The organism is Mycobacterium sp. AZCC_0083 (genome assembly GCF_014202335.1).
Lineage (GTDB): Bacteria > Actinomycetota > Actinomycetes > Mycobacteriales > Mycobacteriaceae > Mycobacterium.
Map to the genome: position 1 here is coordinate 34,521 of NZ_JACHGP010000028.1, position 14,577 is coordinate 49,097.

Annotated in this window: 14 protein-coding genes; 7 read left to right on the forward strand and 7 right to left on the reverse strand. The window is 63.6% G+C overall.

Annotation, left to right across the window (positions count from 1 at the left end; all coding sequences use genetic code 11):
* Position 1: 1 nt before the first annotated feature.
* Together HNP02_RS40140 and HNP02_RS40145 are read right to left on the reverse strand one after the other, a co-directional pair.
* Positions 2–844, reverse strand: a complete 843-nt coding sequence (locus HNP02_RS40140) for an alpha/beta hydrolase (RefSeq protein WP_255507494.1) — start codon at positions 842–844, stop codon at positions 2–4.
* 84 nt (positions 845–928) lie between these two features.
* The gene (locus tag HNP02_RS40145) at positions 929–1,738 is read right to left on the reverse strand and encodes an alpha/beta hydrolase (protein ID WP_184446285.1); all 810 of its coding nucleotides are present in this window, start codon (positions 1,736–1,738) and stop codon (positions 929–931) included.
* A gap of 542 nt (positions 1,739–2,280) precedes the next feature.
* Here HNP02_RS40145 and HNP02_RS40150 point away from each other — a divergent pair.
* Both HNP02_RS40150 and HNP02_RS40155 read left to right on the forward strand, forming a co-directional pair.
* Complete coding sequence (locus HNP02_RS40150; RefSeq protein WP_184446287.1) at positions 2,281–3,351, forward strand: aromatic ring-hydroxylating dioxygenase subunit alpha; 1,071 nt, start codon at positions 2,281–2,283, stop codon at positions 3,349–3,351.
* Between the two features lie 486 nt (positions 3,352–3,837).
* Complete coding sequence (locus HNP02_RS40155; RefSeq protein WP_221318570.1) at positions 3,838–4,416, forward strand: DUF2165 domain-containing protein; 579 nt, start codon at positions 3,838–3,840, stop codon at positions 4,414–4,416.
* A gap of 237 nt (positions 4,417–4,653) precedes the next feature.
* On the opposite strand, the gene HNP02_RS40160 is transcribed toward HNP02_RS40155, so the two are convergent.
* Complete coding sequence (locus HNP02_RS40160) at positions 4,654–6,597, reverse strand: S9 family peptidase (protein WP_184446289.1); 1,944 nt, start codon at positions 6,595–6,597, stop codon at positions 4,654–4,656.
* 217 nt (positions 6,598–6,814) lie between these two features.
* On the opposite strand from HNP02_RS40160, the gene HNP02_RS40165 reads away from it, so the two are divergent.
* Positions 6,815–7,006, forward strand: coding sequence for a GMC family oxidoreductase N-terminal domain-containing protein (locus tag HNP02_RS40165; protein WP_184446291.1), 192 nt, complete (start codon positions 6,815–6,817; stop codon positions 7,004–7,006).
* Positions 7,007–7,162: 156 nt separating this feature from the next.
* On the opposite strand, the gene HNP02_RS40170 is transcribed toward HNP02_RS40165, so the two are convergent.
* Positions 7,163–8,122, reverse strand: coding sequence for a helix-turn-helix domain-containing protein (locus HNP02_RS40170; protein WP_184446293.1), 960 nt, complete (start codon positions 8,120–8,122; stop codon positions 7,163–7,165).
* 167 nt (positions 8,123–8,289) lie between these two features.
* A complete protein-coding gene (locus HNP02_RS40175) occupies positions 8,290–10,020 on the reverse strand; it encodes an L-aspartate oxidase (RefSeq protein ID WP_184446295.1) in 1,731 nt (576 codons plus the stop codon).
* 122 nt (positions 10,021–10,142) lie between these two features.
* Between HNP02_RS40175 and HNP02_RS40180 the strand changes: the two genes are divergently transcribed.
* The 4 genes from HNP02_RS40180 to HNP02_RS40195 all read left to right on the forward strand — a co-directional run bounded on the left by HNP02_RS40180 (position 10,143) and on the right by HNP02_RS40195 (position 12,950).
* On the forward strand, positions 10,143–10,808 hold the full coding sequence (locus HNP02_RS40180; RefSeq protein ID WP_184446297.1) for a nitroreductase: 666 nt from the start codon (positions 10,143–10,145) through the stop codon (positions 10,806–10,808).
* A 146-nt stretch (positions 10,809–10,954) separates the two neighbouring features.
* Entirely contained in the window at positions 10,955–11,569 is a 615-nt protein-coding gene (locus tag HNP02_RS40185) for a sigma-70 family RNA polymerase sigma factor (protein ID WP_184446299.1), read from the forward strand.
* Between the two features lie 37 nt (positions 11,570–11,606).
* Positions 11,607–12,047, forward strand: coding sequence for a cupin domain-containing protein (locus HNP02_RS40190; protein WP_184446301.1), 441 nt, complete (start codon positions 11,607–11,609; stop codon positions 12,045–12,047).
* 6 nt (positions 12,048–12,053) lie between these two features.
* Complete coding sequence (locus tag HNP02_RS40195; protein ID WP_184446303.1) at positions 12,054–12,950, forward strand: hypothetical protein; 897 nt, start codon at positions 12,054–12,056, stop codon at positions 12,948–12,950.
* On the opposite strand, the gene HNP02_RS40200 is transcribed toward HNP02_RS40195, so the two are convergent.
* A complete protein-coding gene (locus HNP02_RS40200; RefSeq protein ID WP_309241867.1) occupies positions 12,895–13,473 on the reverse strand; it encodes a cytochrome b/b6 domain-containing protein in 579 nt (192 codons plus the stop codon). The two genes, HNP02_RS40195 and HNP02_RS40200, sit on opposite strands and share 56 nt — an antisense overlap.
* A complete protein-coding gene (locus tag HNP02_RS40205) occupies positions 13,470–14,564 on the reverse strand; it encodes a catalase family peroxidase (protein WP_375373763.1) in 1,095 nt (364 codons plus the stop codon). The genes HNP02_RS40200 and HNP02_RS40205 overlap by 4 nt, the downstream gene beginning before the upstream one ends.
* Between the last annotated feature and the right edge of the window lie 13 nt (positions 14,565–14,577).

Sequence of the window (14,577 nt, forward strand, 5' to 3'; positions counted from 1 at the left end):
TTCAGTGCACGGATGCGATTGCGGATTCGATCACCTGTGTGACGGCTTCGGGATGTGAGACCAGTGTCAGGTGTGAGCCCCCGTTGAAGCGGGTGACCTGTGAGTGTGCTCGTTCGGCCATGGCGGATTCTGAGTCAGGGGTGATGACCTGGTCTCCGCTACTGATGAAGTACCAGGATGGAATCTCCTTCCACGCAGCATTCTTGGACGGCGTGAACAATGCGGCCATCGAGGCTGCCCGCTGGCTGGCCCAGGCTCGGGTAGCGAGGTCGGGCGGAAGATCGTTTCCGAAGTGCTGAAGGAAGATGTCCTTCTTCAGATAGAGCTCCGCTGCTCCGTCGGGTCCATCGGAAGAGGGTACGGGGTCGAATAATTCGGCTGCGGGTCTGGTCAGCACCGAGTTGGCTCCGCTGAGCGAGGCAGTCGTCTCGCCGACGTCGGGAGCTGCGGCGTCGACATAGACCAGTGCTTTGACGTTGGGATTGCCCTCGGCGGCGTTCGTGATGACCGATCCGCCGTAGGAATGCCCGACCAATACGATCGGTCCGCTCAGAGTGGCGAGGAAGTCCTTCACCGATTGGGTGTCGGTGTCGAGGTTTTCCAACGGATTGGCGATCGCGCGGGCGTCGTATCCCTGCTTCTGCAACGCCGCGACTTCGCCGCCCCAACTCGACGCGTCGGCAAAGGCGCCGTGGACCAGAACGATGGTGGGCTTGACGCCGCCCGGTGGGGGCGCGGCCGGTTCAGCAGCGGCGGTGGGCGCTGGGCCCAACATGGCCCATGCCATCGCTGCGGCGCTGGCGCATGCCGCCACTCGCATGGTTCGTTTCGAACTGAAAGTCATCAGTACTTCCAATCTGCTTGAGGTGTAGGCCAATTCGCATTGGCGGTCATCGACGCGGTACCGCAGCAAGCTGCTGCAAGGCGATCAGAATCCCTTGGCCGCGAGCCAGTCCAGGACGACTCCGGCGACTTCCTTCCAGCCATTGTCGATGGTGAGGGAGTGGCCACGTCCTTCGAAAACGTGAAAGTCCGTCTCTGCCGGGCTTTTTGAATACATGGCAACGACTTCCTTGGCGACCTTCAAGGGAACGACGTGGTCCTCGGTGCCAGAGGTCAACAGCAGTGGGCCGCGATGGGCCACGTGGGTGTCGACCTTGGCTGCCGAGTGACGTGAGAAGTTTGCGCCCGCATCCTCGAACAGTGGTTTGCCGACTGCGGGGATGGACCATGCCTCGTGCAGGGCGTTGGATTCTTCTTCGCTGAGAGCGTTGCCAAAGGCGTAGTGGAATTGCTTGGCAGTAAGAGCGACCGTTCGGTGTCGGTTGGCAGGGTTGCCGAGGACGGGGAATGCGGACCTCAACTGAGCCACCGGGAGCGCCTTGACTCCTCTGATGGGCGCGGGGTCGATGGCAACGGCAGCTGCAATGAGGCCTTCCGCCAGCAATTCTTGGGCGATCAACCCGCCAAAGGAGTGCCCCACCACGAGGGGCTTGACGCCGCCGCGGGCGCGGATCAGTTCCGCGTAGTGATCGACCATCTGCTGGATGCCGACATCGTTCATCCCATCGGGCGTTTCGCGTGTTTGGGCGACGGTTGCGAGTTCCCCGGGCCAGCCAGGTGCGGACACCGCGTAGCCATAGTTCTCGAACAGGTCCAGCCACGGCTGCCAAGCGGACGAGTGGATCCACAGCCCGTGAATGAAGATGACCGGGTTGGGCTTCGTGGGCGATGTCATATGGCGTTTCCTCGTGTGTGAAGGGGGAGTTGGTTCATTCGGGCGCCGAGCATCGACATGGCGCTTGACTGCGACCCTAGGTCGAATCTGGCACGCCAAACCCTTGGCAGGCAGGTCGTGCACGCGGTGCACAGGTGTTGGCACACGGTGAGGCACGCTGTCGGCAACATGCCTCCTCATGGGGTCAGTGAAACCCAGATGACTTGCAGATAGGGCACGTTGGCCTACTTCGTAAGAGCTGATGGCTGATGGCTGGGATTACTCGGGCGAAGCCGCCTGCGCCGGGTGGCGAAATCCGGTGTGTACGAGCACAACCCGCACCACTGACAACCGATCGACAGCCAATTCTCAGCTGGGACACCCAGTTCACCGTGTTAGCTTGATCTCGACTCACCGACGCACTCGACGTGCGTCGCCCGCCTGCTCGCCCGGGTATACGGCAAGGCTGCCGGATGGCGAACGACTTGAGGCGTTGCGCTGCAAGGCAACCCAACCCCGCCGCGCATATGCCCTCCCACACCCGTCACGCATGGGAAGGTCTCATGACTGCCACCGATCCAGATCAGAAAATCCCCGTCGTCGAATTGCCGAGGGACTGCACCTTCGACGCAAGTGACTTCGCAATCATTGCCCGGTATTGGTACCCGATCGCACGTTCGTCCGACGCCACCACCGCGCCGCTAAGCGCGACCCTGCTGGACGAACCGCTGGTGGTCTACAGGGCTGGGGAGCAGATCGTCGTCGCCAGCGACATCTGCCCGCATCGGGGCGTGCCACTCTCGGCAGGCACTGGCGATGGGCAGAGCGTGGCATGCGCCTATCACGGCATCCGCTATGGAGCGGGCGGCGCGTGCATCTCCGTCCCTGCCCACCCCACGGCGAAGATCCCGGCCAGACTCACCCTCCGCACCTACCCGGCCGTCGAGCGGTACGGACTGATTTGGACCTGCCTACTGCCGGACCCGCATCACGTCGCCGATCCCTCGACAGCGCCGATACCGCGGATGCCCGGTTGGGGCGAGCCCGACTACCAACAGGTCACCTGCCCGGCCTTCGACGTCGCGGCCTTCGCCGGCCGCCAGGTCGAGGGATTCCTCGACGTCGCGCACTTCGGCTTCGTGCACGTCGACACCTTCGGAGACCCCGACAACGCCGAAGTCCCCGACTACAGCCCCATAACCACCGACTCTGGCTTCGAGGTCGACTACTGGAGCACCGTGGCGAACTATCCCCACGGCGCGAAGACCGGCGAACCCGGATTCAAGTGGCTGCGGCACTTCGAGGCGCATCTGCCCTTCACCGCAACCCTGGTAGTGCACTTCCCCAACGAAGGACGGCTCTGCATAATGAACGCCGCCTCACCGGTGTCGACCCGACGCACCAGGATGTTCGCCCCGATCGCCAAGAACTTCGACATCGATCAACCCGAGCAGGACATCTTCGACTTCAACTTGAGAATCTTTGAAGAGGATCGGGTGATCGTCGAGATCCAGAAACCCGAGAACCTCCCCCTCGATCCCCGCATCGAAGTCAACATCGCCGCTGACCGCAGCTCGGTGGCCTACCGCAGGGGTCTGCGCTCACTCGGACTGACACAATTCTTCACCTCCTAGGAGAGCAGCGGAACAGAACCGCGTTGCGTGCGGGTTTGGCGTGCGGCACCGCGGTCTCTTTCGCCAATTGGTGTCACCAGCAATGGAATTAGATGACCGAACGTCGTGACAGCGCAGTCGTCGTCTGCGCGAGCATGGTCGGCCTTCTCGCCGCCCGTGGGTGACGGGCCACCCGGGTCCGCCTTTCTGATGGGACAGGCGTTCCTGTCCTTCACTTTGGCCGGTGAGCAATTTGACATCCGGTAAGGTTGCAAACGGAGGCGTTGATGGTGTGTCGACCATCATCAGCTGTCCGCCTAGTGTGCGTAGTCGGGCGGCTGCGCAAAGTCCGTCTCGGAGAGAATATTTGGCAATGACAGCTGGCGGTGATGTGCAAGGCCGGGCCGTAATGGTGACGGCACCTGCGCGTGGGCAGGGCCGCGCTCGTGCAATCCGACTGACATTCGAAGCGCAGAGACGACTTGGGCCACACCTACGGAGCGCGCGGTGAGCGCGAGTAAGCCGCCGCGTTGGACGGCACTTGGATCGCTGCCCGTCGTCATCGGTGTCTTCGTCGTCCTGAATGCCGGCTACATCATGCTCGTTGCCGTTGGCAACATTACCGACTTCGCAACCAACCAAGCCTTTGTGCACCACGTGTTGGCGATGGACACCACGAACTTTGGGGCCAAACCGGGTACGGGCCTCGACCCGAACGTGATGTGGCGCGCGGCAACTGCATTGCCACTGCAGAACGCCGGTTATGTCTGCATCATCGTCTGGGAGTCAGTCGCGGGCATTGTGCTAGTCGCTGCGACCGCCGAATGGTTCATCGAGCGCGGCACCTGCTACACCCGCGCGCGCGCTTTCTCCACGATCGGCCTGTTGATGATCATCTCGCTGTTCATGGGCGGTTTCATCGACATCGGTGGCGAATGGTTCCAGATGTGGAGGTCAACCAGCTGGAACGGCTTGGATACCGCTTTCCGCAACATCGTGCTGGCATCACTGCCGTTGATTCTGATTCACCTACCCGTGACAACTTGGCGGTGTCCGACTGCTCGACACTGCCGGGACGACTCGTAGCCAGGGTCATGCCCACCGAGCTAGCAGGCTTCAATTGGACCAATCTGCTGCGGTCGTGTCACCGCCGCCGGGTGACCGCTCCGGGTTTCAGTCCGCGGGTCTGACGACGTTCCCAAAACCCGACGACCCCAAGCAGGAGCGCTCACCTGGTGCGGGAGGGGCGGGGGGTTTCGGGGGCCTGAATTCGTTGACGTAGTGCCCGAGAAGCTCACCCGAGCCGGTTCAGTGCCAACGTCACTACAGGTTTTCGATATCGACTGGATCAATGTCATCTACTAAAGGGAACCCAAGAATCTTCGAATAGAAAAACAGTTCGGCCTCAAGTGATCTCTTGATGGTTTCCGCTTTGCGGAAACCGTGTTGCTCGCCCGCGAAGGTCAGATAGGCGAACGGAAGATGCTTCGCCCGTAGTGCCTCAACCATGGTTTCGGCCTGAGATGGCGGTACTACGTGGTCCTCGAGGCCTTGAAACAAGATGACCGGGCACGACAGTTGGTCTGCGTAATGGATCGGGGATCTCTGCCGATACACGCCTCGATCCTGCGGGTATGGACCCATGAGCCCGTCCAGGTAGTGAGATTCGAATTTGTGCGTGTCGGTTGCCAACGTCTCGCAGTCTGCTACTCCGTAATAACTAGCCCCAGTGGCAAATTCGTCGTGGAAGACCAGTGCGCACAATGTCGTGTATCCGCCCGCGCTTCCTCCCCGGATGACCAATCTCTCCTTGTCGGCAAGCCCCTGTGCGGCAAGGTACTGTGCGGCACTTATGCAGTCATCGGTGTCGACGAGTCCCCACTTGCCCTTGAGGCGCTGTCGGTAGAGGCGCCCGAATCCAGAGCTACCGCCATAGTTGACGTCGACGACGGCGAATCCACGACTCGTGAAGTACTGGATCTCCGCATTCAGTTGGGCTTGCGCCATGGCCGTGGGCCCACCGTGGCTCACCACGATGAGTGGCGGAAGCTCGTTGTCCGGTCCGACGAACCCAGGATTGTTTGGTGGGTAATACAGTGCATACGACTCCTGCGCAGCGTGTTTGGTGGGGTAGACGATCGCCTGGGGGCGTGAGACGTGCGACGGCTCGACCGCGAGCTCCGAGCTGCTTCGCAGCACCTCGCGCTGACCAGATGTCGCATTCATGCGAATGACTGCTGCGGCCTCCGTCGGTGAGGCGGCGATGAATGCTAGCGAGTCCCCACTTGCAGACAACGATGACGGCACGTGCGCGGTGTATGGCAGCTCGGCGACTGTGAGTTCGCCATCCGGCGACACGAAGGCCAGCTGGTCGAAGCCGCCACTCGAAAAGACCGTCGCGATGCGCCCGTCGGACAAGAACGCGTAGCTGCTGAGCCCAAACGTCCAATGCGGAACGCCGAACTCGGCGTCCTTGGGCGCCAGTGCCGTAATCGCATTGTCGTCGAGCCGGTAGATGTTCCACCAGCCGGTCCGATCGGACACGAAGTGCAGTTCTCCGCGTGGACTCCAATTCGGTTGGAAGATCGACTCATCTGGGCCGCCGGCGACGCGACGCGGCCCGAGCACTGAACCGTCTTCCGCGAGATCGCCAACCCACAACTCGCAGCCGTCCCATGGCATGAGTGGATGATCCCAGGCAATCCACGCAAGGCGACGGCCGTCGGGGCTTATGCGCGGCGCCGCGAAGAAGTCGTGACCTGATACGACCGTCTTCGGTGGCCGAGATCCATCGGTTGGGATGACAACGACATCGTTGACGGGCTGTTCGCCGTCTACCGAGTGCACCTCGCGAACGCAGAACAACAGTCTTCCGTCATTGGTCACTCGTGTGTCGGCATACCGCGCCCCACTAGGGATCCCTGGCTCCGGGGTGATGGGACGTATCGTCTCGCCGACGTCTTGGCGGTACAGCCGTTGGTCGTCGAAGTTCGAGAAATAGATCGTTGACTCATGCCCGATAAAGGCTCCCCCGCCGTACTCGTGGACGCGGCTCCGCACATTGAACTGCGGAGGAGTGAGCTCCAGATGTGCCTCAGAGCCGTTGTGACACATGATGACCGAGCGACCGCCTTCGCGTGGCCTGCGCTCACTCCAATAGACGGCTTGTCCGACGATCTGTACTGATTCGAGCGGGGTCTCGCCCGCAGCCACTGCCACAGCATCGATCGGTGACTGCCAGCTGCCGTAGGGCGTCGTCCTTGACATCTTTCGACTATAGCTGCCCTACAACGGCTTCCGCCTTTTCACCGTGGCAGCACCGAAGTCACAGTCGGCATTCAGCGCATCGTAAGGCGCGACGGGGATGCTGAGGCAGTGAAAACTTCTGGGGCGCAGCTCAAGAGGACATCAGACGCGTCGGTATGCGTGCCGTAGAGTGCCACCGCGGAATCGGTCGCCAGCTTGGGACCGGCAGCGTGACTCGATGAGCAGCTTGCTCCCCGTGGGACCGACCCGGCAGAGCTATGACTACATCGTGGTGGGCGGGGGAACTGCGTGCTGTGTGCTGGCGGCGAGCTTGTCCGAGGATCTGAGTACCCGCGTGCTCCTGCTGGAGGCGGGGGCCCGTGACCCCCTGGCGGCGATGGCAATGGAATTAGTCGCCCGAACGTCGTGACAGCGCAGTCGTGCTCGGCGCGAGCATGGGCGGCCTTCTCGCCGCCCGTGTGCCTCGCCGGTGTTGGCACACGGTTGTGGCACGCTGTCGGCACATGCCTCGCGACGGTCGCCGGTAGCCATGAGGTTGCTGAGTGTGGAAGGGGAGCGGTCGCGCTCAGGCAGGTGGTCGGCGGCTCAGTTCGCGCCATTCACTCGGGGAGACGCCGTAGGTGGTTCGAAACATTCGCGCGAAACTGGAGGCATCGGTAAACCCCCACCGCCGGGCAACTGCGGAGATTGGATCTTGCTGAAATGCCAAGGCGAGGTCCCTATGCACTCCTTCGAGTCGCCGCAGTCGGATCCAGTCGCCCAACGAGACGCCTTCGGCGGCCAGGACCCGGTAGAGCTGCCGCACCGATATGTGATGTTCAGCGGCAATGCGGCCGGCGTCGAGGTCCGGTTCGCGAATGTGCAGTTTTACGTACTCCATGATTTGCATGAAGAGAGTGGCTTGGAGCGCATCCTTGCCCAAGTCGACGGCGTCGAGATGGGTGGTGATCGCCGCTCGAAGCAGCTCAATGCCCGGTTGACTGACCACTTCTCCGCCCGGACGATCAAATGCTCCCGGCCGGGAAGCCAGCCGTTGGAAATAGGCGACGGCCATGTCTGCGATTGGGTGATCTGGACACAGTCGAAGAGCGCTAACTTGTCGGATGACGTCAACCGGCAACGCCAATCGATCCAGGGGTATTCGGAATTTGTGCTGGGAGATGCCGTCGGCGTCAGTGATGACGAATGGCGTCGTCGAATCCCAGACCGCAAGATCGCCTGGGCGCAAGATTATTTCGCGATCACGCTGGCTCACCACGCAGGACCCCATCCTCTGCAGCCCAAGGAAGAGGCTCGGCCTGAAGTCGTCGTGCGGCAACGCCTTGTAGTGGACCTTGTTGGCCGTCGAGGTCACCGACCACACCGTGAGATCAGTCAGGTCAGTGATCGCCAAACTCGCCGCCGCCGGGCCACGATCAGCCATGAAGTCGATCTCGAGAGGCGCAAGAGTCCGCGAGACCGTGGCACGTACCACTTCCGCCCGATCGGCAATCGGGATTCCCTGAGCGTCGAATCTGACCGTCATCAAGGCGTCCGAGTGCTACCGCACGACTCTCGGTTGCTACGTCGACCACATCGAAGACCGTCTGTCAGCGGAGCGCACCGGTCTGCAGCCGAGATCATGACAACCTCCTCGTCGTCGAAAAGTTTGCTGTCCTTCCTAGGTCAGTCTAACCAAGCTAGCGTTGGCTTCTATTCCACGAGCTTGCCGTGGCTGGACACCTCGCGCATCCGAGACGAAATCTCAACGGGGATGTCGGCGATGGCTTCGCGTTGGATGCGGCCCGGTCCGGACCACACCATGTTGACCTTGAGTGCTTCGTCGAGCTGCGGGTAGTCGGAACGATTGTGGCAGCCACGTGTTTCGCGCCGTTCCAGAGCAGCCTCGATGGTGGCCCTGGCCGCAATCACACTGGCCTTGAGGTCGAATGCGTGGGCGAGGTCGTAGAACCCGGCGATGTCCGGGTGCACGCCGAGGTGGGTGAGCCGCTCCTCGATCTCCGCCAGTACGGTCAGGCCGTTGCGTAGTCCGGCGTCGTCACGTACGACGCCTGCGTACTCGGTCATGGTGTTGCGCAGTGCACGTTGCAGGGACCGGACGTTCTCGGGACCGTCGGTGGACAAGACCCCGTCGACCTCGCCTCGGGCCACGGATACCGCTGCGCGGGAACGCCGTTGGGCATCGAGCTGCGCGGAGTACGCCGCTGCTGCTCGACCGACGATCTTGCCGTAGACGAGCAGTTCGATCAGGGAGTTGCCGCCGAGCCGGTTGGCGCCGTGCAGCCCGCTCGATGCCTCGCCGATCGCGTACAGGCCTTCCACGTCGGTGCGGTGATCTTCCGGTCGGACCCAGACACCGCCCATCGAGTAGTGCGCCGTGGGTGCGATCTCGATGGGGCTGGAGGTGATGTCGAGCAACTGCAGGTCCATCAGGGTCTGATAGACGCGCGGCAAGCGGTCCATGATCTGCGTCCGCGGCAGGTGCGAGACGTCCAACCACACACCGCCGCGGGGCGTGCCGCGACCCTCCTTGATCTCGGTGTACGCCGCCAATGCGACCCTGTCGCGGGTGGACAGTTCCATCCGCTCGGGGTCGTAGCGTTCCATGAATCGTTCGCCGAGCTCGTTGCGCAGGATGCCGCCCTCGCCGCGAGCGGCCTCGGACACCAGGGTGCCAGCGGAGTCCTCGGGTTCGATCAGCCCGGACGGATGGAACTGGACGAGCTCGGGGTCTCGGATCCGCCCGCCCGCTTCGAGTGCCAAACGGAAGGCGTCACCGGTGTTTTCGTCGCGACGCGACGAGGTGCGTCGCCAGATCCGGGTGTGCCCACCGGTGGCGAGGATGACGGCATCTGCGTGAATCGTGTAGCGGGTGCCGTCGAGGACGTTGAAGCCGTATGCGCCGAAGACGACGTTGTCACGGACGAGAAGTCGGGTGACGTAGACCGAGTCGAGAATCGGAATGTCCAGCTGTTCTGCCCTCTTGATGAGGGTGCGCTGCAGTTCCAGGCCGGTGTAGTCGCCGGCGAAGGCGGTGCGGCGGAACGTGTGCGCACCGAAGAAGCGTTGGGAGATCCTGCCGTCCCTTTCACGGGCGAAGGCCATGCCCCACCGCTCGAGGTCCCGGATCGACCCGGCCGCCCCCTCGGTCACCGTCTGCACCGTGACGGGGTCGGCCAAGAGATAGCTCTCGGTGATGGTGTCGGCCGCGTGCTGCTGCCACGAATCCTGCGCATCCATGGTGGCCAACGCCGCGTTGATGCCACCGGCGGAGAGCGTGGTGTGGGCGTCCGCCTTCGGCCGCTTACCCACGATGAGGACGTCGGTTCCGCGCTCCGCCAGTTCGATTGCCGCGCGAAGCCCTGATCCTCCGGTCCCGATGACGAGGACGGTGGTGGCGATCTGCTGTTCAGCGGTGCGCATGATCGTTGGAACGGATCGACGCCGAGATAGTCATCCATGGCTGTTCCGCTTCTCACATCGGTGCCGAGTGACTACGAACTTCCAAGGGTTCACTCGTCTGCCGAGATCGGTAGAAAGAGCGGATGGACGTCTACGAGGCAGTGACGAGCAGACGGGCAGTGCGTGGCTTCACCGACGAGCCCGTGCCCAGGGAGGTCCTTGAGCGCGTGTTGACCGCCGCGGGTAACGCCCCGTCCGGGTCCAACGTCCAGCCGTGGCGGATCTACGTCGTGACCGGCGCACCGCTGACGCAGCTCAAGAAGGTGGCCACCGCCCGCGTGGAGTCCAAGGACCTTTGGGACGAGCGCGAGTACGTGATGTACCCCGACGACATGAAGTCGCCGTACAGCGACCGTCGGTCGGCCTTCGGCAGGGACCGGTACGGCGCGCTCGGAATTCAGCGGGGCGACTGGGACGCGATCCAGCGCGCGGCGATCGCGAACTGGAACTGCTTCGGCGCACCTGTCGCGCTGTTCTGCTACATCGACCGTCATCTCGGCCGACCCCAATGGTCGGATCTCGGCATGTATCTGCAAACCGTCATGCTGCTGCTGCGCGCCGAAGGCCTGCACAGTTGCCCGCAGATGGCCTGGTCGCAGGTGCGCAAGAGCGTCGCCGAGGTGGTGTCGCCCCCCGACGAACTCATGCTGTTCTGTGGCATGTCGATCGGGCACGAGGACCCCACTGTCGCGTTCGTCCGCAACGCGCGGGCCCCGCTCGACGAGACCGTGACGTTCGTCGAGGGGTAGCGGTCGGCGTCAGAGGTCGCCTTGCGGATTCTTGAGACGACTACGGACCCAGGGCTACTGACTACGGACTTCCAAGGGTTCGCTTCGGCATCGCAACCGCGAGTCTGAGGTGGACAGCCCAATCCGCACCTTGGAGGTTCGAAATCATGTCGGTCTTGCAGCTCGACGAGCACACCGAGCCGGACCAGGATCTCGCCGCGCGCTTCGCCCGTGACGTGGAACCCATGTTCGACGTCCTGCTGCGTGGGGCGCGGCGACTGACCCGCAGCGACGCCGACGCGGAAGATCTGTGGCAGGACACCCTGCTGCACGCCTACGCGGGCTTCCGTACCTTCAAGCAGGGCAGCAACCTCAAGGCGTGGCTGTTCCGGATCCAGTACAACCGGTGGGTCAGCACGTACCGCTCGAATCAGCGCCGCCCATCCGAAGTCCCTGTCGACGACATCACCGAGCGCGAACTGGCCGACAGTGCTGAACGGCTCCCGGCGGGGCTGCGTTCCGCCGAGGCGGAGGCGTTGGATGCCTTGCCCGACAACGTCATCAAAGCGGCGATGGACACCCTTCCTGAAGGATTCCGGACCGCCGTGTACTACGCCGACGTGCAGGGATACACCTACGCCGAAACCGCGGTGATGATGAACATCCCGCATGGCACCGTGATGTCGCGGGTGGCCCGTGGCCGGCAACGGCTGCGCATCGAATTGGCCCACGTCGCCGACGGCCGGGGCGACTACGCCGCAGCCGAGCAGCGCATCGCCTGACCACCATCCGATAACCCCAACCGAAGGAGAACGACCGATGTCGAAGACGTATGACGCCGATTGGGAGAACGCGCTCACCGTCGTGCAGGAGGTGCAGCCTCCCTTCATCCCGGATGGCGCGCACGCGATGACCGTCGTCATCAGCTACCCGCCGGGCAGTGCGGGCGCCCCGCCACACCGGCACCCGAGCGGCCCAGCGTTCGGCTTCATGCTGGAAGGCGAAATGCTCTTCGAGCTGGAAGGCGAGCCGCCTCGCGTCATCTACCCGGGTGAGGCGTTCTGGGAGCCCGGCGGCGACGTCATCCACTACTCGGATGGCAACAACCGCGACGACATCCCCAGCCGTTTCGTCGTCACCATGCTCTGCGTCCCTGGCCAGCCGATGCTCACCCTCGTCGACGAGGAGGAACTCGAGACGCGCAAGCACCTGCGCGTGCCTGCCGAATCGGACACGCCGAAACCCATTGACGAGGACTGAGTTTCGATGTCGAGAATCTTGCTGCAGACGACGATCGCAGCTCATCCCGACGACTGGGACATCAGTCGCTTCTCGCTTCTTGCCGACGAGCTGCGGTCGGCCGGCCACGACGTGGTTGCGCGCAACCGCGTCGACGGGTGCCATGACGACCCGGTCCTGAGTCACGTCGACGAGTTGGGTTACGACCAGGTGTGGCTTTTGGCTGTCGACGTCGGAGATGGTCTGACCGATGTCGAAGCTGCTGCGATCACGAGGTTCCGCGGGGCGGGCGGCGGGTTGCTCACCGCACGCGACCACGAGAACTTGGGCAGCTGTCTGTGTGGACTTGGGTCGGTGGGCTTGGTCAACCAGTTCCACGACGAGAGCGTCGACCCGGCCACGATGTCCGACGATCAGGACACCCCCACGATCTCCTGGCCCAATTTCCATTCCGGTGCCAACGGCGACTATCAGCCGGTACTGATCAATGAACCCGTGCACGAGCTGCTGCGCACCAAGAGGAACGCCAGCGGGCGAATCGAATGGTTCCCCGCCCATCCGCACGAAGGCTTGGTGTCGGCCGACGTGTCATTCGCCGCAGTGCTCGCGCAGGGGCGAAGCGCCACGACGGGCCGTCGCTTCAACCTCGCCGTCGTCCTGGACGGGGAGCTCGGTCTCGATGGCAGGCCGATGGGGCGGGCGGTTGCCGAGTCGACGTTCCACCACTTTGCCGACTACAACTGGGATCTCGATCGCGAGGCGCCCTCATTCGTGACCGAGACACCGGGCACTCAGATCAAGGCCGACCCTTCGCGTCTGGCGGTCTTCAAGGACTACGTCCGCAACATCGCCACCTGGCTGGAGCCGGTCACTTCCTCGCGGGTCGGAGCTGAAACGTCATTCTGCGCAGCATTCCGTCCCTGAGCACGGTGGTGTGCGCCAGTACCAGTGACACGTGTGCCGCGATGACGACGACCAGCAGGTACGCCAGGATCGAATGTGTCTCGCGTAGAACGGAGTACACATCGATGTTGAACGGCGCGATACGTGGCAGCGGCAGCACGCCGAATACCCGTACCGGCTTTCCCGTGGCGGACACCATCGCCCATCCGACCAGCGGCTGGGCGAGAATCAGTGCATACAGGGCGCGTTCCAGCCAGATCACGGCCTTGCCCTCGCGTCGCCCGACCGTCGGTGGCCATGCGGGCGGGTGATGCCCGAGGCGGTTGACGATTCGCAGCACGACGACGATCAGAACGAGTATGCCGATCGACATGTGGACCACCCGCAACGTGGCGTATCCGGCAAGCCAGTTGACCATGGTGAACCCGATGAGCAGGGCGGCGAAGATCAGAATCGCGGTGAGCCAGTGGAACATCCGGCTCAGTGCGGTGAACTTCTGCGGAGGCGTAACCGTCGCCGCGGTGTCGTGGATCTCGGTGCTCACGGTGTCACCTGGTCGACGTTGACGGCGGGGGAGCCGTTGGATTCGCGGGCCCGCACGCGGTAGGACGCCGCATACACCGCCGACCGCGGGCTGAGCAGCGGGTCGTCGGACCGCTCGATGCCGGGCGGAAGGACTAGCGGATCGAAGTTGATGTCGCGCGCGTTGCCCGCCCGTTCGGTCTCGATCGACGACAGGGTCAGCGTTCCTGCGTCGATGGCCCGTCGGTCGGCAGACCAGGGCAGGGTGGCGTCGTTGAGGGGATCCTCGGGCTCGCCGACGGTGAGCATCAACTTCCATTGCAGTGGGCTAGAACGGATCTGGCGGACGACGGCGTCGAACAGGGCGTTGGGCCCCGACGATGGCCTCGGCGCCGGGGGAGTCACCGGCACCAGCGACCAGCGGACCGGTGTTCGGGAGCCGGATTCGCTGACGAAGTAGAACGTGTTGAGGCTCCAGAACGTACTGTCCGCGAAACCTGGACTTGGCGGAGTCTGACCGATGATCTTCATGGCCTTCGCCGTCTCCGGGTGTGCCGCAAGGAATGCCGCCATGGCCTTCGGGTCGGGCTTGCCCGTGTCGGGGGACGCCTTGGAGGCGAGGAGTCGGTCGTAGAACCCCTGAGGCGAGTTGTCGGGGAAGACGGGAAGATTCAGCATCGCGGTGCGCCACTGCGAATCGCCGGGAAACCCGAACGCCAGGCCGAGCCCCCGCGCCGTCGCCGCCGCGTCGGCGACGTGCGCGTTGCCGCCCGCCAGCGAGAAGCGGCCAACCACCGGAGTGCGCCCCGACTGGAACACGGTCGCGCTGGACAACTCGCGACCGTTGCCGTTGCTCTCGAAGTAGCCGGCGACGGCGACGCCCTTCCCATGGTTCTTGCGGAAACCCGGTTGCTTCCCGTTGACCCACGCGAAGGCCTTGATGAAGTCATCCGGTACGAGGCGATGCGCAGCGCCGATCCACCCGCCCGCCCAGGCAACGGCACCCAGGTCGACGGCTAGGAACCCCCCGACGGCGGCCATGCCGAGCACCAATCGGCGGCGCGTCAGCGGAACCCCTCCCCACGTCGGGCGTGGACTTGGTGATGCGGTCACCAGCGCTCCTCAG